The sequence below is a fragment of the Bacteroides sp. BFG-606 genome (assembly GCF_024788145.1).
Lineage (GTDB): Bacteria > Bacteroidota > Bacteroidia > Bacteroidales > Bacteroidaceae > Bacteroides > Bacteroides vicugnae.
This window is the reverse complement of record NZ_JANUIL010000001.1, coordinates 4578322-4597267: the sequence shown is the minus strand read 5'-3', so window position 1 is coordinate 4597267 and position 18946 is coordinate 4578322. Positions and strand designations below refer to the sequence as shown.

18 protein-coding genes and 2 pseudogenes are annotated in these 18946 nt (G+C 39.5%); 15 read left to right on the top strand and 5 right to left on the bottom strand.

Features of this window, described 5'->3' with window-relative positions:
* Positions 1–475: 475 nt before the first annotated feature.
* Both NXV01_RS17240 and NXV01_RS17235 read right to left on the bottom strand, forming a co-directional pair.
* On the bottom strand, positions 476–1411 hold the full coding sequence (locus NXV01_RS17240; RefSeq protein ID WP_259021648.1) for a transposase: 936 nt from the start codon (positions 1409–1411) through the stop codon (positions 476–478).
* A gap of 40 nt (positions 1412–1451) precedes the next feature.
* Positions 1452–1823 (bottom strand): transposase, encoded by a 372-nt coding sequence (locus tag NXV01_RS17235; RefSeq protein ID WP_259021647.1) that lies wholly within the window; start codon positions 1821–1823, stop codon positions 1452–1454.
* Positions 1824–1921: 98 nt separating this feature from the next.
* Here NXV01_RS17235 and NXV01_RS17230 point away from each other — a divergent pair, with 98 nt between their 5' ends.
* The 7 genes and pseudogenes from NXV01_RS17230 to NXV01_RS17200 all read left to right on the top strand — a co-directional run bounded on the left by NXV01_RS17230 (position 1922) and on the right by NXV01_RS17200 (position 5347).
* A complete protein-coding gene (locus tag NXV01_RS17230) occupies positions 1922–2329 on the top strand; it encodes a hypothetical protein (RefSeq protein WP_217722854.1) in 408 nt (135 codons plus the stop codon).
* Between the two features lie 24 nt (positions 2330–2353).
* Positions 2354–3097, top strand: a complete 744-nt coding sequence (locus NXV01_RS17225; RefSeq protein WP_217722851.1) for a hypothetical protein — start codon at positions 2354–2356, stop codon at positions 3095–3097.
* Positions 3098–3154: 57 nt separating this feature from the next.
* Positions 3155–3304, top strand: a complete 150-nt coding sequence (locus NXV01_RS17220; protein WP_008998617.1) for a hypothetical protein — start codon at positions 3155–3157, stop codon at positions 3302–3304.
* Positions 3305–3445: 141 nt separating this feature from the next.
* Positions 3446–3541, top strand: a pseudogene (locus NXV01_RS17215) (AAA family ATPase); the annotation flags it as partial.
* Positions 3542–3591: 50 nt separating this feature from the next.
* Positions 3592–4212, top strand: coding sequence for an ATP-binding cassette domain-containing protein (locus tag NXV01_RS17210; protein WP_195650730.1), 621 nt, complete (start codon positions 3592–3594; stop codon positions 4210–4212).
* Between the two features lie 47 nt (positions 4213–4259).
* Positions 4260–5054, top strand: coding sequence for an ABC transporter permease (locus tag NXV01_RS17205; RefSeq protein ID WP_148366671.1), 795 nt, complete (start codon positions 4260–4262; stop codon positions 5052–5054).
* Positions 5051–5347 (top strand): hypothetical protein, encoded by a 297-nt coding sequence (locus NXV01_RS17200; RefSeq protein WP_004308920.1) that lies wholly within the window; start codon positions 5051–5053, stop codon positions 5345–5347. The genes NXV01_RS17205 and NXV01_RS17200 overlap by 4 nt, the downstream gene beginning before the upstream one ends.
* An 18-nt stretch (positions 5348–5365) precedes the next feature.
* Here the strand turns inward: NXV01_RS17200 and NXV01_RS17195 are convergent, their stop codons facing one another.
* The gene (locus NXV01_RS17195; protein WP_259022946.1) at positions 5366–5779 is read right to left on the bottom strand and encodes a DUF4891 domain-containing protein; all 414 of its coding nucleotides are present in this window, start codon (positions 5777–5779) and stop codon (positions 5366–5368) included.
* Positions 5780–5999: 220 nt separating this feature from the next.
* Positions 6000–6503: an RNA polymerase sigma factor gene (locus tag NXV01_RS17190; RefSeq protein WP_004303051.1), complete on the bottom strand. Its 504-nt coding sequence runs from the start codon at positions 6501–6503 to the stop codon at positions 6000–6002.
* Between the two features lie 278 nt (positions 6504–6781).
* On the opposite strand from NXV01_RS17190, the gene NXV01_RS17185 reads away from it, so the two are divergent.
* From NXV01_RS17185 to NXV01_RS17165, 5 genes and pseudogenes are all read left to right on the top strand, one after another.
* Positions 6782–7876, top strand: a complete 1095-nt coding sequence (locus NXV01_RS17185; protein WP_148366674.1) for a Nif3-like dinuclear metal center hexameric protein — start codon at positions 6782–6784, stop codon at positions 7874–7876.
* A 39-nt stretch (positions 7877–7915) separates the two neighbouring features.
* A pseudogene (locus NXV01_RS17180) lies at positions 7916–8714 on the top strand (zinc ribbon domain-containing protein).
* Between the two features lie 159 nt (positions 8715–8873).
* Entirely contained in the window at positions 8874–10271 is a 1398-nt protein-coding gene (locus tag NXV01_RS17175) for an efflux transporter outer membrane subunit (RefSeq protein ID WP_004295943.1), read from the top strand.
* A gap of 33 nt (positions 10272–10304) precedes the next feature.
* A complete protein-coding gene (locus tag NXV01_RS17170; RefSeq protein ID WP_167511854.1) occupies positions 10305–11438 on the top strand; it encodes an efflux RND transporter periplasmic adaptor subunit in 1134 nt (377 codons plus the stop codon).
* Between the two features lie 140 nt (positions 11439–11578).
* The gene (locus NXV01_RS17165) at positions 11579–14728 is read left to right on the top strand and encodes an efflux RND transporter permease subunit (RefSeq protein ID WP_259022945.1); all 3150 of its coding nucleotides are present in this window, start codon (positions 11579–11581) and stop codon (positions 14726–14728) included.
* A 172-nt stretch (positions 14729–14900) separates the two neighbouring features.
* Here NXV01_RS17165 and NXV01_RS17160 read toward each other — a convergent pair whose 3' ends face one another.
* Positions 14901–15350, bottom strand: a complete 450-nt coding sequence (locus NXV01_RS17160; RefSeq protein WP_004295946.1) for a type I restriction enzyme HsdR N-terminal domain-containing protein — start codon at positions 15348–15350, stop codon at positions 14901–14903.
* 63 nt (positions 15351–15413) lie between these two features.
* Between NXV01_RS17160 and NXV01_RS17155 the strand changes: the two genes are divergently transcribed.
* The 3 genes from NXV01_RS17155 to NXV01_RS17145 all read left to right on the top strand — a co-directional run bounded on the left by NXV01_RS17155 (position 15414) and on the right by NXV01_RS17145 (position 18917).
* Positions 15414–16190, top strand: a complete 777-nt coding sequence (locus NXV01_RS17155) for an AMP nucleosidase (RefSeq protein ID WP_004295947.1) — start codon at positions 15414–15416, stop codon at positions 16188–16190.
* 23 nt (positions 16191–16213) lie between these two features.
* Positions 16214–17233: a DNA polymerase III subunit delta gene (gene holA / locus NXV01_RS17150; protein ID WP_074558529.1), complete on the top strand. Its 1020-nt coding sequence runs from the start codon at positions 16214–16216 to the stop codon at positions 17231–17233.
* A gap of 1213 nt (positions 17234–18446) precedes the next feature.
* Positions 18447–18917, top strand: coding sequence for a helix-turn-helix domain-containing protein (locus NXV01_RS17145; RefSeq protein WP_074558527.1), 471 nt, complete (start codon positions 18447–18449; stop codon positions 18915–18917).
* The last annotated feature ends 29 nt before the right edge of the window (positions 18918–18946 follow it).

The window sequence follows — 18946 nt, the reverse complement described above, 5'->3', positions numbered from 1 at the left end:
TTACATAAATACTTTTATAAACCATCATTTTTTTTTAGGTGTGGCAAAAATATAATTAATAACTAGATTAGTTTATACTTTTTTCATATATTTGCATCGTTTTCCACGCCGATACCTTTTCGTAAGGTGGATGGGGTGGGGGACTATTATATAAAGAAAGACGTTTACTTGACGTTTTGTCTTTGGCTTATCAGAATCTCGCAAATTTTGAACAGAAGTCGAAACAAAGCAGCAGTAGATGTTCATGGGATGTGTTTATACTATTGTTATGCTTTTATTAAAGGCATGGTCAGTTATACATATCGGCGTGGGCTTCTGCGTTGCTCGTTCAGACTTCTGTGGGCAATGCGAGAGCCTTGATAAGCGGGACGAGTGACAGGTACAGATTCCCGCGCTTTTTCTTTTATAGTAGTAACTTTTCTAAAAATGAAGGCTCAGTTGGAAATCTTGGGGGATTACCCATTCTTAATTTCTGCTATGCATATACTTTAGCTAATCTAAAGAGGAAGAATCTCATATCTGCGACTCCTCTGAAGGAGGCTCTGAAAGCTTTTATTTTCGCATTAAAAGCTTCAGCTGCCGCATTGGTACTTCTGTTGACAAAGAAGTTTAATATCCTTTCATAATGATTCTCAATAGAGTTTGCTACGGTTGCAAACGTTTCATAGCCATACTCTTCTATTTTACTATACCATAAAGCTAATTTAGCTCTTGCTACATCTTTATCATAGTTTGTGGAAAATATCTTTCCCAAGTGTAAAGAATAATAATACACCTGCTTGATATCATCAAATTGTTTGAATAATATTTCAGCTCTAATCTTCTGGCTTTTAGTCCATTTATCAGGTGCTTTAAATAGTAAATATCTACTTCTTGCTAGTAACTGCCTAAGCGTGTCTCCATTTTTAAAAGTCTCCGGTTCATAAGCTACTCCTTGTTCCTTTGCAGCTTTTATTGCCTTGTTCTCATCTTTCATTACCTGCCACCGATAAGTAATACGCAACTCCTGTACGGCTTCGTATACGAGTTTCTGGACATGAAATCTATCGATAACCTGCATGGCGCGTGGAAAACAAGTTTTAGCAATCTTCTGCATACTTCCTGCCATATCCAATGTGATTTCTTTGACCTGATTACGTTGTTCTTTAGGAATCTTCATTAAGATAGCTATAATATCTTCGGCCTTTGTTCCTTGGACTACGGCAATGATTGAACCTTTACGGCCTCGTTTATCCCTGTTGAGTAAGATGGTATAAAGTTCACCTTTACTTAGCGCCGTCTCATCGATACATAGATTATAACCTATATTTTTAGGGTAAAGAATATGGTCTTGGGCATGCTCTTTTTGATTCCAACTCTGATAATCACTCAAATGGTCCTTATATTGATTTTGAAGCTGTTTGCCGTCCATGCAGTAATGCTCGGCCAGACTTTGACAGCTAACGGCATGATTATCTAAGTAATTCTTTTAAAAAAGCACCGAACTCAGCTGTGATGCGAGTACCGGTGGCTACTAAATTCCAGTCACGACTATAAGTCTGACCGGTTGAAGGATCTTCCCAACGACGACGTTTGATACGCAAGTAAACGGCTTTGCCGCGAATAGGAAAATCCTGAACTTCTATCTCAGGAAAAAAGCCTTTCGAATGAAGGGATAAATGGGACAGTTCAGAAGGAATAACCGGGGTTTCTTCTAAAAAGAGAATAAAGCAGGTCTCTTGAGAAAGGCTATCAACAACGGTGAAGTACTCAAGGATACCGGAAGGCAGAAATAGGCTTAAAATATCAGCCGGAAGAAGTGGAGTTTTAGAGTTCGTTTTCATAATGCAAAAATAAGCATTTTAACCAAATCCCCCAAGAATTACAACTGATCCAAAATGAATCGTTCGATTCGGGAATCTGCGGGCAGTATAATAACAATATGAAGCAGTTGATGTTTTTAGTACTATCCTTATGTAGCACAATTTCTTTTGCCCAGAAGCAAAAAGAGAATATTTTTGAAAAAATCTCAGTCAATAATCCTACTATCCCTAAAAGTAAAGTTGTTAATCCCATAACAGATGTTTCTACAATAGCTATAATAAATGATTCTAAAGGACTAGCGCGAGAGGTTCTGGTTCGATTAAAAAGCGGTGATGACACTTTGTACCGTATTATAGATATGAATGCAAAAACAGAGCAAGATATTTCAAATGCTAATATATATTTTGTATTAGCAAATCTTGGTTATACCGTTCCTGAAATAAAGGATAAATGTTGGAGCATCATCAAAATTCAAGGAATCGATTATATAGCGTTATTTATTGACATAAGTAAATTTAATAAATAGGTTTTCATTATAAAGGTGCGTTTTATGATTAAGAAGAGTATTATGAAAAATCTCATAATGGTACTAGTTTTGGCGATATTCATAATGATTTTAGGAGGTGCAATCTTCGCAATGCGTGAATGGAATAAAACAAGATTAGAAAGAGATAAATTCAAAAAAGCCACATTTGCCGCTTATTGCGATTTTAAGATTACTAATCCTGGTTTCAAAATTTATTTTAACGAAGAGGATGGTGGGATAGATTATATTTATATGATTGATTCTATTGGTCATCCCCAAGGAGAATGGCATCGAACTGATAATAATTTTGTTTATTCCCACTCTTTAGAACCTAGTCCAGAATTAAAGGCGCATATGGCTGTCAAGTATATGGAACAACAGTCAGAAGACACACCTTTTCAAATGGATCAGCTAATGTTAATAGGGGAAAAAGTTACTGAACAAAATTTGAATGAACTTTTTTGGAATTATCTGTATATATATCCGCAAAATGAACAGTCTGTATTAAAGTCTATTGAATTATCGTCTGATAATAAAGTTAAAAGCGTAATATTTTATAATAATTTCGGAATTGTATTATCCGCTAATTTCAATCCATGGGGAAATTATTATTATAATGTTCCAGAGTTAGTACGAGAATATATGAAAGAATTAGATTGTTCTTATGAGGAAGCTAGCCAAATATTATCATTACACTGTCGGAAGGCTTTTGAAGAGTTACAAGAAGGTGTGTTAATCATGGGAAAAAGTCCTCTTCTGATCAGATAGAAATTGCTTATAACAAAAATACAATATACATAATTGAATTAATAAAAACAGAGAAGTATGAAAGTCATTTTTAGTTTTATTTTGTTCCTCGTAGCTATCAAATGTTTTAGAGCTGCTTATATTGAAATGAGAGACGGCACTTCATGGTGGGTTATGTGGGGAATATTTGCCGTATTGGCTGTTTTAGGTGCAATTGCACTATTTTAGCGCAGAAGGATTACACAACATTAGCTATGACGTTGTTCACTAACATTTGAGTCCGGTATGAAAAAACTTTCGTATCGGACTTTGTGTTATTGGGTGGAAAAGGCTATCTTTGTATTTGTCAACTTATAAAGTTATGAGTATATGAGTAATAAAATTTATCCTATCGGCATACAGAACTTCGAGAAAATCCGCAAAGGAGGTTATTGCTATATAGATAAGACTGCTTGGATACTTGAAGGTTTAAGATGACAGAACAATTTTGGCAAGATTTTCAAGAGAACAAATAGATGTTACATATTAATAATGCCTGTATTGCTTTTGGTACGGAAGTGCTTTTCTCCGGTTTCAATATGAAGCTGGAAAGGGGAGAAACGGCTTGCATTGTCGGTCAATCCGGTTGTGGAAAGACTTCGTTGCTGAATGCGGTAATGGGGTTTGTGCCTTTGAAAGAAGGATCTATACAGGTAGGGGAAACATTGCTTGATATATCGACTATCGATAGTGTCCGCAGACAGATTGCATGGATTCCTCAAGAATTAGCGCTACCTTTTGAATGGGTCAAAGAGATGGTGGCTCTTCCGTTCGGACTGAAAGTGAATCGTTCTGTACCTTTTTCGGAAGAAAGACTTTTTACTTGTTTCGATGAATTGGGACTGGAACACGAATTATATACAAAGAGAGTGAATGAAGTATCGGGTGGTCAACGCCAACGTATTATGCTGGCTGTGGCTGCAATGCTCAACAAACCTCTCATTATCATAGATGAACCGACTTCTGCTTTAGATGCCGGATCGACCGGTAAAGTCCTGTCTTTTTTCCGGAGACAGGCAGAAAAGGGAACAGCTGTGTTAGCCGTATCACATGATAATGACTTTGCTTCGGGCTGCCATTATTTAATAGAACTGTAATTAATTGAACTGTAACGCAAATCGGATAGAATTGTTAAGAATAAATTGTGGGAACGATTGATATATCATATTATAATCTCTTTATAGGGTTACTATTGCTTGCCATTCCGTTTTTTTACCTTTGGAAATTTAAAACGGGACTGCTGAAACCTGCCGTGATTGGTACACTACGGATGATTATCCAGCTGTTCTTTATCGGCATGTATCTGAAATATCTCTTTTTATGGAACAATCCCTGGATCAACTTCCTTTGGGTGATAATTATGGTATTCGTGGCCGGGCAGACCGCATTGGTACGCACCCAGTTGAAACGTAGTGTTTTATTAATTCCTATTACGGTAGGATTTCTTTGTAGCGTTGTATTGGTAGGCATCTATTTTATAGGTATTGTTCTCCAGCTGGATAATATATTTAGCGCTCAATATTTTATTCCAATATTCGGAATTCTGATGGGTAATATGCTGTCGAGCAATGTAATAGCCTTGAATACTTATTATAGCGGATTGAAACGTGAACAGCAACTATATCGGTATTTATTGGGAAACGGAGCGACAAGGCAGGAAGCACAGGCTCCATTTATCCGGCAGGCCATCATTAAATCGTTTAGTCCCCTGATTGCGAACATTGCCGTGATGGGACTGGTAGCTCTTCCGGGCACGATGATCGGACAAATTCTGGGAGGAAGCAGCCCGAATGTCGCTATCAAGTATCAGATGATGATTATGGTGATTACTTTCACAGCATCTATGCTATCGCTGATGATTACTATTTCATTGGCTTCACGTCGATCTTTTGATGCATACGGAAAGCTGCTGGAGATAACAAAAGAACCCAGGAAATGACTGTTATTGACCAGATATTCCATAAAGTAGCTGAAATAGCTATTCCACACTTCTTTATAACAGTGGAGTTTTCAGCATCCGGCACAGAAATGCCGGAACATATCGAAGCTTTCTTGCAGGAAAAATACGAAGCAATTCTTCGTGGAGCCAGTGGACGTAAATTTATCTATAAGGAAGGAGAGTGGCGGCTTATTTTCACTTTCTTCCCTACGGACAGAGTCGTAGACGAACGGTATGCACTGAAAAACAAGGTACAAATGATAAATAAGGTGCAAATGAAAAGCAAAAGCTAACCGGTTTTAGCGTTTTTGTTATTTGCCTTTCAACATTCCCCATAAGCAGCGAAGCTGCACGAATTGCTCTCCGGGTTGCACATAACCACCTTCAAACATCTTTTCCGTTACTTGAAATTTGGAGAGGTGATGGCGTATATACTTCTCTACATCAGGCGATTGTTTCTTGACGAATGACAGCAAATCAACCTTCCCGTCTTTGCGAATGAGCACCTTAGCTTTGATTGTGCGAAAACCGTACTCTTTGCAGTGTTTGGTTTCTACTTTATCAATCCAGAAGATAGCGGTAGCTTTGACCGTATCTGCCGCACAATTTTCGATACTGTCAATCTTTGCAGCCTCGGCTACGGACATTTCGATACTATCACTTTTCTTAGGCTGGCAAGAAACCATCATAACTAGTAGGAACAGTAAAGTCAAATTTGTTTTCATCGTATTCATTATTTAGATGAAGTAAAAGTACAGAATTTCAATAAATAACGGAAGTTTTAGGCGAAAAATTATAATTAGTTTTTATTCCGGAACCGGTTTTATCCGAATTTATCCGATGAAAACAGGCAAAAGGCAAAAAGAATATGAACTCTTTTTGCCTTTTGCCTATTGATAAAACTGAAAAATGAAATTAACTGTTTAATCTGAAAATAGTTACGGTTTAGCGGAAGTCTTTCAGTTCTTCCTGTAATTTCTGACGGGTAAAGAAGATCCGGCTTTTTACAGTACCCAACGGAAGATTTAGTTTTTCTGCTATTTCACGGTATTTGAATCCGGAAACGTGCATGGCGAACGGAACCCTGTATTCTTTCGGAAGAGCATTGACTACACGGTGCATCTCTTTCAGGTCGTATGTCCTTTCAGTACTTTCAAACCCTGCATCTTGCGGCAAATTAAGATGATAGAGATTGTCAGTCTTGTCGACAAATGTCTGGTCGCGAACTACCTTACGATAATTGTTGATAAAGATATTGCGCATGATGGTATACATCCATCCTTTGAAATTTGTATCGGGTGTATATTTATCTTCATTATCTAATGCTTTCAATGAGGTTTCCTGCAGCAAATCGTTTGCTTCTTCGCGGTCTGTTGTCAGTTTGTATGCGAAACGTAGTAATTCTTCCTGAACTCCTACCAAATCTTTTCTGAAGCTTAAACTTTTCATATGTGTTGTTTTTAAAATGTGAGTATTCGTTGTAAAAATTTTGATGATGCAAGTTTAAGATATTTTGTCGACCTTGGTAGGGGGGAATCAGACGTAATTTAGGGGAATTTCTATCAACAGATAGTTTTTAGGTCCTTTTTGATAGTTTATGGGTGGTATTTTATATCTTTTACGGTGGTCTCAAAAAATGGATAACGATAAATTCTCTAAAAAACGATCACTTAGTATATTAATTCCTATTTTATTTATTATCTTTGCAGCCAAATTTTCTACCAATAATGAAAATTAAGGAAATAGTAAGCGCCCTTGAACGATTCGCGCCTCTGCCATTGCAAGACGGATTTGATAATGCCGGCCTGCAAATCGGATTGACAGAAGCGGAAGCAACAGGGGCTTTGTTGTGTCTTGACGTTACCGAAGCTGTGTTGGATGAAGCTATCGCGTTAGGGTATAATCTCGTTATATCGCATCATCCGCTCATTTTCAAAGGCTATAAATCTATCACGGGCAAAGATTACGTGGAACGCTGTATGCTGAAAGCAATAAAGAATGATATTGTAATCTATTCAGCACACACTAATCTTGATAATGCACAGGGTGGAGTCAATTATAAGATAGCAGAGAAAATAGGGTTGAAGAATCTGAAAGTGCTCGAACCGAAAGAGAACAGTCTGATTAAGCTGGTGACTTTCGTGCCTGATGCACAAGCCGATAGTGTACGTGAAGCACTGTTTGCAGCCGGATGCGGAAATATAGGCAACTATGATTCATGCAGTTACAATCTGAAAGGAGAGGGAACTTTCCGGGCAAAAGAGGGAACGCATCCTTTCTGTGGAACAATCGGTGAGCTGCATCATGAAAATGAAGTAAGGATTGAAACCGTTCTTCCTATATATAAGAAAGCGGAAGTTATAAAGGCTTTATTGTCTGCACATCCTTATGAGGAACCGGCATTCGACTTGTATCCGTTGCAGAATAACTGGTCGCAAGCAGGTTCGGGAATTGTAGGTGAATTGGATGAATCGGAAACGGAACTCGAGTTTCTGAAACGTATCAAGAAAATCTTCGAAGTGGGTTGTGTACGTCATAACAAACTGACAGGGAGAGAAATACAGAAGGTTGCCTTATGTGGTGGTGCCGGAGCTTTCCTGCTTCCACAGGCAATTCGGACGGGCGCGGATGTCTTTATTACGGGAGAAATTAAATATCATGATTATTTCGGCCACGAGGGTGATATTCTGATGGCAGAGATTGGTCATTACGAAAGCGAACAATATACAAAAGAAATTTTTTATTCCATAATCCGGGATTTATTTCCTAATTTTGCACTCCAATTGAGTAAAATAAATACGAATCCCATAAAATATTTATAAGTAAAATGGCTAGAGAAGCAAAAAAAAGATCCGAATGAGTTGACGGTAGAACAGAAACTGAAGACACTGTTCCAACTGCAAACGATGTTGTCTAAGATTGATGAAATCAAGACATTGAGAGGTGAACTTCCGTTGGAAGTGCAAGACCTTGAAGATGAAATTGCTGGTTTGAGTACCCGTATCGACAAGATCAAAGCTGAAGTGGATGAACTGAAATCTGCTATTGCCGGCAAGAGAGTAGAAATCGAAACAGCAAAGGCTTCCAGTAGAAAAATATAAGTCACAACAAGACAATGTTCGCAATAACCGTGAATATGACTTCTTGACGAAAGAAATCGAATTCCAGACATTGGAAATCGAACTTTGCGAAAAGAGAATCAAAGAATATTCTGCTGATAAAGAAGAAAAAGAGGCTGAAGTAACGAAGAACGATCAGATTCTTAACGAAAGACTGAAAGACCTTGAGCAGAAGAAGAGCGAACTGGATGAAATTATCTCTGAAACCAAACAGGAAGAAGAGAAATTGAGAGACAAAGCTAAAGATTTGGAAACTAAGATCGAACCGCGTCTATTGCAGTCGTTCAAACGTATCCGTAAGAACTCTCGCAACGGATTGGGTATTGTATACGTACAGCGTGATGCTTGTGGTGGTTGCTTTAACAAGATTCCGCCCCAGAGACAACTGGATATCCGTTCTCGTAAGAAAGTAATCGTTTGCGAATATTGTGGACGTATTATGATTGACCCGGAATTGGCTGGCGTACAAATCGAACACAAGGTGGAAGAAGCTCCGGTAGCTACTACCAAAAGAGCTATTAGAAGAAAAACTGCTGAATAAGGAAGCAGTGAAGTAAGTAAAGTTACTTTTTGATATATAGTAAGCCCTGCAGTAATGCAGGGCTTTTTTTTGTTTTAGCAAGTGCTTGTATAAAAAAGAATCGATAAACAAACTTACCCTTTAGTTGTTATCTTTTCATTTCATAAAACCTGAACTGATATGAATATACGAGTGTGGGGCACATCGCTCCTTATGTTTCTTTCAACTGTGACCGCGGTTGGACAGACCGCAAACCGTTATTTGAAAGCTCCGCTTCCTCAAGATTGGGAAGAGAGCGGGGAAGTGTTTCAACAAATACTTCCGGTGGATGACCATTGGTGGAAGTCATTCCAAGATACCAAACTGGATTCTTTGATAGCTTTGGCAGTAGATCGTAATTACTCCGTTGCCATGGCAATCAACCGTATAGCTGCCGCTCGTGCCAATCTTTGGATAGAACGCAGTAATTTCTTTCCTTCCATCGGATTGAATGCAGGATGGACCCGTCAGGAAACCAGTGGAAATACGAGTTCACTGCCCCAAACAACCGATCATTATTATGATGCTTCGTTAAGCATGAGCTGGGAGCTTGATATTTTCGGTAGTATTCGGAAACGGGTAAAAGCGCAGAAAGAGAATTTTGCTGCCAGCAAGGAAGAATACACAGGAGTCATGGTCTCGTTAGCTGCAGAAGTAGCCTCGGCTTATATCAATCTAAGGGAGTTGCAACAAGAACTTGAAGTGGTAAAGAAAAACAGTGCTTCGCAGGAAGAAGTCCTGAAAATCACGGAAGTACGCTATAACACCGGGCTGGTTGCTAAACTCGATGTGGCACAGGCCAAGTCTGTATTATATAGCACAAAAGCCTCCATTCCCCAGCTGGAAGCGGGTATCAATCAGTATATTACAACATTGGCTGTCTTATTGGGAATGTATCCCCAGGACATTCGTCCTGTTCTTGAATCCAGTGGCACATTGCCCGATTATATGGAACCTATCGGAGTGGGAATGCCTGTCGATTTATTGCTGCGACGGCCTGATGTACGAAGTGCGGAATTGAGCGTAAATGCACAGGCAGCATTGCTCGGAGCTTCGAAAGCGGATTGGCTGCCGAAAGTTTTCTTGAAAGGTTCATTTGGATATGCCGCCCGTGACCTGAAGGATCTCACCAAAAGTAAAAGTATGACTTATGAAATTGCTCCGTCATTGAACTGGACTATTTTCAATGGAGGACAGCTGGTGAATGCAACACGGCTGGCAAAAGCGCAACTGGATGAAGCGATCAACCAGTTTAATCAGACGGTTTTAACTGCCGTACAGGAAACGGACAATGCTATGAATTCCTATCGGAATTCAATCAAACAGATTGTAGCCCTGCGGGAAGTGCGCAATCAAGGTATTGAGACATTGAAACTTTCACTGGAACTTTATAAACAGGGACTTTCGCCTTTCCAAAACGTACTTGATGCACAACGTTCTCTGTTATCTTATGAGAATCAGCTGGTACAGGCACAAGGTAGTTCGCTTTTGCAACTGATAGCCCTCTACAAGGCTTTAGGGGGTGGTTGGAGAGAATAAAAATCAATCTATAAAATATATAACCTAACAGATATGAAAAAACTGATGTATATCCTTCTTGCACTGCCTATATTGACGGGTTGCAAGGAGAAGAAAAGTGCAGGAGCGATGGGAGGTATGCCAACTCCGGAAATTAGCGTGACCAAACCCATAGTGGAGGATATTACTTTGACGAAAGATTATCCGGGTTATCTGACAACAGAAAAGACGGTGAATCTTGTAGCCAGGGTGAACGGAACCTTGCAATCTACCTCTTATGTCGCAGGTGGACGGGTGAAACAGGGGCAACTGTTGTTTGTCATCGAACCAACCTTATACAAAGATCAGGTGGAGCAAGCAGAAGCAGAACTGAGAACTGCCCAGGCGCAATTGGAATATGCCCGTAATAATTATAGCCGTATGAAAGAGGCTGTAAAGAGTGATGCGGTCAGTCAGATACAGGTACTTCAGGCTGAATCTTCTGTGAAAGAAGGTGTTGCAGCTGTCAGCAACGCGGAAGCAGCTTTGAGCACCGCCCGTACAAACTTGGGATATTGTTATGTCCGTGCACCGTTTGACGGCACCATAAGTAAGGCGACTGTAGATATAGGAAGTTATGTAGGCGGTTCATTGCAACCAGTCACATTGGCTACTATTTATAAAGATAATCAGATGTATGCTTACTTTAATGTTGCTGATAATCAATGGTTGGCAATGACGATGGATACCCAGCAGTTACCGACTGATCTTCCTAAAAAAATAATGGTTCAACTGGGAAAGGGGGGAACTGAAAGTTATCCGGCTACGCTCGATTATCTTTCACCAAATGTAGATGTGAATACAGGAACACTGATGGTTCGTGCCAATTTTGATAATCCGAAAGGGGTATTGAAGAGCGGATTATATGTAAGCATAACTTTACCTTATGGAGAAGCTAAAAATGCCATGCTGGTGAAAGAGGGTTCTATCGGAACCGACCAGTTAGGCAAGTACTTATATGTTGTAAATGATTCGAATATAGTTCATTACCGGCATATTGAAATAGGGCAGTTGGTCGACGGCACTTTACGGCAGGTATTGGGTGGACTTTCCCCGCAGGAACAGTATGTCACGGAGGCTTTGATGAAAGTCAGAGACGGAATGAAAGTAAAGCCGCTTCCTGATTCTCTTCCTAAAAGAGGGAAATAAGGTCTTTGGGATAACTGATTGATTAACAAATGCAATCAATAAAGGTGATGTACTTAAAACCGATTAATTAACAAAAGTAACTTTCTGCTCCCTCTCTTTGGGAGAAGGCTGTAGAGAGGCTGCTTTTAAACCTATACATTATGTTTTCTAAGTTTTTTATCAACCGACCGATATTTGCTACTGTCCTTGCCCTGCTTATTGTAGTAGCCGGTCTGGTCACACTCAATATATTGCCTGTGGCGCAATTTCCGGAGATCACACCGCCAACGGTGCAGGTCTCTGCCGTTTATCCCGGGGCAAATGCTGAAACTGTTGCTCAAACAGTGGGTATTCCTATCGAACAGCAGGTGAATGGTGTAGACGGCATGCTTTATATGTCTTCCAATTCTTCGTCTTCGGGAGCATATTCTCTGACTATTACATTCGCTGTTGGTACGGACATCGATATGGCAACTGTGCAGGTACAAAACAGGGTCAGTATCGCACAATCATCACTGCCGGAACCGGTGGTGGTGCAAGGAGTCACTGTGCAGAAACAGTCTTCAAACATTGTGATGTTTTTGACAATGACTTCGCAGGACTCTGTGTACAACAGCCTGTATCTGACTAATTATGCCAAATTGAATTTAGTGGATCAGCTGACACGTGTGCCCGGAGTGGGTGCTGTGAATGTGATGGGAGCAGGGGACTATTCGATGCGCATCTGGCTCGATCCGGAGGCTATGCGTATACGGAATATTTCACCGCAGCAAGTCTATCAATCCATCCAGTCGCAGAATGTGGAAGTATCTGCCGGATATATCGGTCAGCCTATCGGACAGGATAATAAGAATGCTTTTCAGTATACTTTGAATGTCCAGGGACGATTGAAATCTCCTGAACAGTTCGGAGATATTATTATTCGCCGTGAGCAGGACGGAGCGATGCTTCGTCTGAAAGATATTGCACGTATTGATTTGGGGTCTGCTTCATACAATGTAGTGTCGCGATTGAATGGAAAACCTACGGCTGCTATTGCTATTTACCAGCAACCGGGTTCCAATTCGCTGGATGTTTCAAAAGGAGTGAAAGCTAAGATGGAAGAACTGGCGGAAAGTTTCCCGTCAGGAGTGGCCTATAATGTCACTTTGGATACGACTGATGTCATCCATGCTTCCATTGATGAAGTGATGGTTACTTTCTTTGAAACAACTTTGCTGGTGATACTCGTTATTTTCTTGTTCCTGCAGAATTGGCGGGCAGTGATTATTCCTTGTATCACTATTCCGGTATCGTTGATCGGTACATTTGCCGTAATGGCGGCATTTGGTTTCTCTATCAATACATTAACATTGTTCGGACTGATTTTGGCAGTTGCTATTGTGGTGGATGATGCGATAGTGGTGGTGGAGAACGCTTCGAGGTTATTGGAAACCGGGCAGTACTCACCTCGTGAAGCGGTGACAAAAGCGATGGGAGAGATCACGGGCCCGATTGTCGGGGTGGTTCTCGTATTGCTTGCCGTGTTCATTCCGACGATGATGATTAGTGGAATTTCAGGTCAGCTGTATAAGCAGTTTGCACTGACTATTGCCGCTTCTACCGTATTGAGCGGTTTCAATTCGCTGATATTGACTCCTGCGCTTTGCGCACTGTTTCTTGAAAAGAGTAAACTTTCTAACTTCTTTATATACAAAGGTTTCAATAAGGCTTATGACAAGACGCAAGGAGTATATGACAAAATTGTCAAATGGTTGCTTCAACGTCCGGGAATGGCTCTTGCTTCTTATGGCGCTTTGACTGTTATTGCTCTATTGCTTTTTATGCATTGGCCGTCAACTTTTATCCCGGACGAGGATGACGGATATTTTATTGCTGTTGTTCAACTTCCGCCTGCCGCCAGCCTTGAGCGTACGCAAGCAGTGGGAGAAAAGATAAACGGTATTTTGAATTCTTATCCGGAAGTAAAAAATTATATTGGTATTTCCGGCTTTTCTATCATGGGTGGCGGCGAGCAGAGTAACTCCGCAACTTATTTTGTGGTGCTGAAAAACTGGAGTGAGAGGAAAGGGAAGGAGCATACGGCTGCTGCCATAGTCAATCGTTTTAATGGTGAAGCGTATATGACTATTCAGGCTGCGGAAGTGTTTGCTATGGTTCCTCCGGCTATTCCGGGGTTGGGTGCATCCGGTGGTTTACAGCTTCAGTTGGAAGACCGGCGTAATCTGGGACCGACGGAAATGCAGCAGGCCATCAATGTCTTGCTTGCTTCTTATCATTCGAAACCGGCTTTAGCATCTGTATCCAGCCAGTATCAGGCAAATGTTCCGCAATATTTCTTGAATATCGACCGTGACAAAGTCCAGTTCATGGGAATTGCCTTGAACGATGTTTTCTCTACATTAGGCTATTATATGGGAGCGGCTTATGTGAATGATTTTGTTGAATTCGGACGTATTTACCAAGTGAAGATTGAGGCACGCGACCAGGCACAGCGGGTAATTGATGATGTCTTGAAGCTAAGTGTGCCGAATTCGGCAGGAGAGATGGTGCCTTTTTCTTCTTTCACCAAAGTGGAGGAACAGTTGGGCCAAGACCAGATTAACCGCTATAATATGTACTCGACTGCTTCTCTGACTTGTAATGTTGCTCCGGGAAGTAGTACCGGGCAAGCTATTCAAGAAGTGGAAGCATTGTTTAAAGAACAACTGGGAGATGAGTTTGGGTATGAATGGACTTCCGTTGCCTATCAGGAAACCCAGGCTGGGAATACAACTACCATTGTTCTGATTATGGCGTTAATTGTTGCTTTTCTGGTACTTGCTGCACAGTATGAAAGTTGGACCAGCCCGGTAGCAGCCGTCATCGGATTGCCGGTAGCATTATTAGGTGCCATGATTGGCTGTCTGATTATGGGAACTCCAGTCAGTATTTATACGCAAATCGGGATCATTCTGTTGGTTGCACTTTCTGCAAAGAACGGAATTTTGATTGTGGAATTTGCCCGTGATTTCCGTGCCGAGGGTAATTCAATTAGGGAAGCTGCCTTTGAAGCGGGGCATGTCCGCTTGCGTCCGATCCTGATGACTTCTTTTGCTTTTGTATTAGGAGTGATGCCCTTGTTATTCGCCACCGGTGCAGGTGCACAAAGTCGTATAGCATTGGGTGCTGCTGTTGTATTCGGTATGGCCATGAACACTTTATTGGCTACCATTTATATTCCTAATTTCTACGAATTGATGCAGAAATTGCAAGAGCGGTTCAGCAAAAAGAAAGGAAATGAGGATGGTGGGAAAGATACTGTCATATAGAAGTAAAAAACTGTTTGAAGGCTATCTGAAAGGGTAGTTGATATAGTGACGCTATCTGTTTGGGATGGTGTCACCATAGTAAGCAAATAGCGTCACTATCTTGAATGGATAGTGACGCTATTTTATTCTTGCAGGTAAGTACGTTTTTTGTGGCAAATGAAGCGGAACATTTTTATAAAGATTTGTAATCAGGAATATCCTGAAGGAACGTATAACTCTGATTCTCATAATCCATCCGGCAACAATAATGTTGCATTCCGTTGCTGACAATCAGATAATCTACTTTCAATACCATATTATACCGGGTGATCTGATCGAAAACAGCCTGTGTGATTTCGATATGGGGTGCTTTATATTCCACAATCATCCGGGCTGATAAATCCCTCCGATAAAGTACGGTGTCGCATCGTTTGGTAGTACCGTTCAACTTTACCATTACTTCATTGGCCAGGAGGGCAGTCGGATATCCTTTGTGTGCAATAAGAAAGTGAACAAAGTGTTGCCGTACCCATTCTTCAGGGGTAAGGGCGACATATCGTTTACGAATTACGTCGAAAATTACATTTTTTCCGTTTCGTACGTTTATTTTAGTGTCGAATACTGGTAGGTTTAACGATAACATTTATTATTTTTGTAAGTTAAATAATGGTTCCCATTATTGGGAGCACAAATTTAATAGATAATTATGAAAACAAAAGAAGAAATCGTAGCTAATTGGCTGCCCCGTTACACAAAACGTAACCTGGAGGATTTTGGAGAGTATATTCTGTTGACTAACTTCAACAAGTACGTCGAGATTTTCGCAAATCAGTTTAATGTTCCCATCTTAGGAAGGGATGCAAATATGATTTCTGCTTCTGCCGAAGGCATCACTATGATTAACTTTGGTATGGGAAGCCCCAACGCTGCTATCATCATGGACTTGCTGGGAGCTATTCAACCCAAAGCTTGTTTGTTTTTGGGAAAATGTGGTGGCATCGACAAGAAAAATCAGCTTGGCGACTTGATTCTCCCTATTGCAGCTATTCGTGGAGAAGGAACTTCCAACGATTATTTCCCTCCTGAAGTTCCTGCATTACCTGCATTTATGTTGCAGCGTGCCGTTTCTTCATCCATCCGTGACAAAGGCCGTGACTATTGGACCGGTACCGTATATACCACCAACCGCCGTATCTGGGAACATGATGATGCATTCAAAGAATATCTGAAAAAGACCCGGGCTATGGCAGTTGATATGGAAACTGCAACTTTGTTCAGTTGTGGCTTTGCCAATCATATTCCTACCGGCGCATTATTATTAGTGTCCGATCAGCCAATGACCCCCGACGGAGTAAAAACAGATAGAAGTGATAATTTGGTTACCAGAAATTATGTAGAAGAGCATGTTGAAATTGGTATTGCTTCTTTGCGTATGATTATTGATGAAAAGAAAACTGTTAAACACTTGAAATTTGACTGGTAATCCGGTCTTTCTGAAAATTATATATGGCAAAACAAGAACTGACCTGTGATGACATCCTCAAGGAACTGAGAGCAAAGCAGTATCGCCCTATCTATTACCTGATGGGAGAAGAGTCGTATTATATCGACTTGATTGCAGATTACATAACGGATAATGTGTTGAGTGAGACGGAAAAAGAATTCAACCTGACTGTTGTGTATGGGGCTGATGTGGATGTGGCAACGATTATAAATGCTGCAAAGCGTTATCCCATGATGTCGGAACACCAAGTAGTAGTAGTAAAGGAAGCGCAGGCGGTACGTAATATGGAAGAGTTGTCGTATTATCTTCAAAAGCCTTTGCTTTCCACCATTTTAGTGATATGCCATAAGCATGGAACGTTGGATCGTAGAAAGAAGCTGGCTGCCGAGGTGGACAAAGTTGGTGTGCTGTTTGAATCTAAAAAAATAAAGGATGCACAACTCCCCGGTTTTATAGCTTCATATATGAAACGGAAAGGAGTTGATATGGAACCTAAAGCAACTGCTATGCTTGCTGATTTTGTAGGTTCAGATTTGAGTCGTCTGACCGGAGAGCTTGAAAAGTTGATTATCACTTTACCTGCCGGACAAAAACGCGTAACTCCTGAACAGATAGAAAAAAACATAGGCATAAGCAAAGATTATAATAACTTTGAATTGCGCAGTGCTTTAGTGGAAAAGGATATATTGAAAGCAAATAAGATAATAAAATATTTTGAGGAAAATCCGAAAACTAATCCGATCCAAATGACGCTGTCTTTATTATTCAGCTTTTACTCCAACCTAATGTTGGCTTATTATGCACCGGATAAATCAGAGCAAGGGATTGCAAATATGCTAGGGTTAAGAACTCCTTGGCAGGCTCGGGATTATATGGTAGCAATGCGAAAATATAGCGGAGTAAAGACCATGCAAATTGTTGGAGAAATACGATATGCTGATGCAAAATCCAAAGGAGTCCAAAATAGTTCTATGACAGATGGAGATATTCTTCGTGAATTAGTGTTCAAAATTTTGCATTAAGTAGGATTAAGAATTACCTATATAATCAGACATATACTTTTACCGTAGATAGAAACGGGAAGTATATGTCTTTTTTTGGTATTCCCGCAATTACTTCCATTATAAAAAAGACTTTCACAATACCAGTGATTATTTTACAAATAGATTTACTCCTTTTATAGTTTTATAGAGTTACCCATTTAACGAACTACACAAAGTCTATTTTTAGAATTTTGTATTGATCTACCTTCAAGGAAACTTTTTCTTTTAAATAGGAGCTTTAATTTTTAAACGAGAAAAATTAACTTATTCTTGAGTTTATCAAAAAAGCATTTTGGATTTTAAAGGTATCGTTTTATAGTGAGAATGGAGATTTTTTTCTTTTCTCTAAAATCATCCATTAGTGTCATTTTGATAATCCAGGAGTATATTTGATTACTATAAGCCTATTTTTTCTAGTTTAATAGAAAAATAGAATATGAATTATAGTGGTAAGTCTTTGTCTTTCATTTATTTATGCTAAAAATGAACCTCCTAGAATTGAAAAAAAATAAATAAGTGGAGATCGGTACGGAAATATTGCAAGGATTTTCTTTTTAGAGAAGATTGTAAAGGATGATTAGAAAAAAATAGCAATATACATTGGTAAAGTATGAGTGGCTCCCTTCCTTTTATTGCTTTTGCAACTATCAATATTTACTTTTGTGTATATATGTAATTACAAATGTGTAATATATTTATGTGAACATACTCCAAATGTAATCAATGGTTAGTGTTTACAATAATATATTTATGTATTTACAAAAATAACACCTGATATACAAATGTAGTTGTTGGGGCATTAACAAATGCTTTTATATCTATTATCTTATTGTAAGCCAGCGTTATATAGTTTATTATGTCAATTTGTACTATAAAAGTCTTCTCTATGTGGTATGTATATTTGTGAATACTCCTATTTGAGGTTTATTTATATTATATATGTAGCTGTATATCTGTATTTTGCATTTTATAGTTAAACTGAAACTATATATTTATAATAGCTCGTTTTATTCTATATACAAGCGTAATATTCGATTTGTATAATGCTCTATACTTTTGTAATATTAATATTTTCATATTTGTAATTTGCTTTTGTGAATCTAAATATTTACCTTTGTATAATCAATGAGATCGTGCGTATTTTTGTGAAATAGATACATAACACATACAATTGTAATATAAAGAAGGTAGTATGGAAATAAAAGACAGAATCAGAATGATAATGGAAAGAGAAAAAGTTCCTCCTAGAGTTTTTGCTGAAACAATTGGAGTGCAACAATCTACTCTCTCTCATATTTTAAACGATCGGAATAAACCCAGCTTAGAGGTCGTTATGAAGGTTCATCAAAAGTATGACTATGTAAATCTTGAATGGTTGCTTTATGGTAAAGGCGAAATGATGGTGTCTGAAGAAGGAACTTCCTTTTCTTCTTCTAACCACGATTACCTGCCTTCTTTATTCGACGAGAATCCCGTAAATCCGTCCAAAGAGCCGACTCTTCCGGAAAATCGCAAGGAAATGCCGTTAAGAAACGCCGAAAATGCCCCAAAAGAGATTGTAAAACAAGAGATTAGGTATATAGAAAAGCCTGCCAGGAAAATCACGGAAATAAGAATATTTTTCGATGATAACACCTATGAGACGTTTCGACCTGAAAAATGAAGAGTAAAATCGGTGGTTTGAGCAATTTC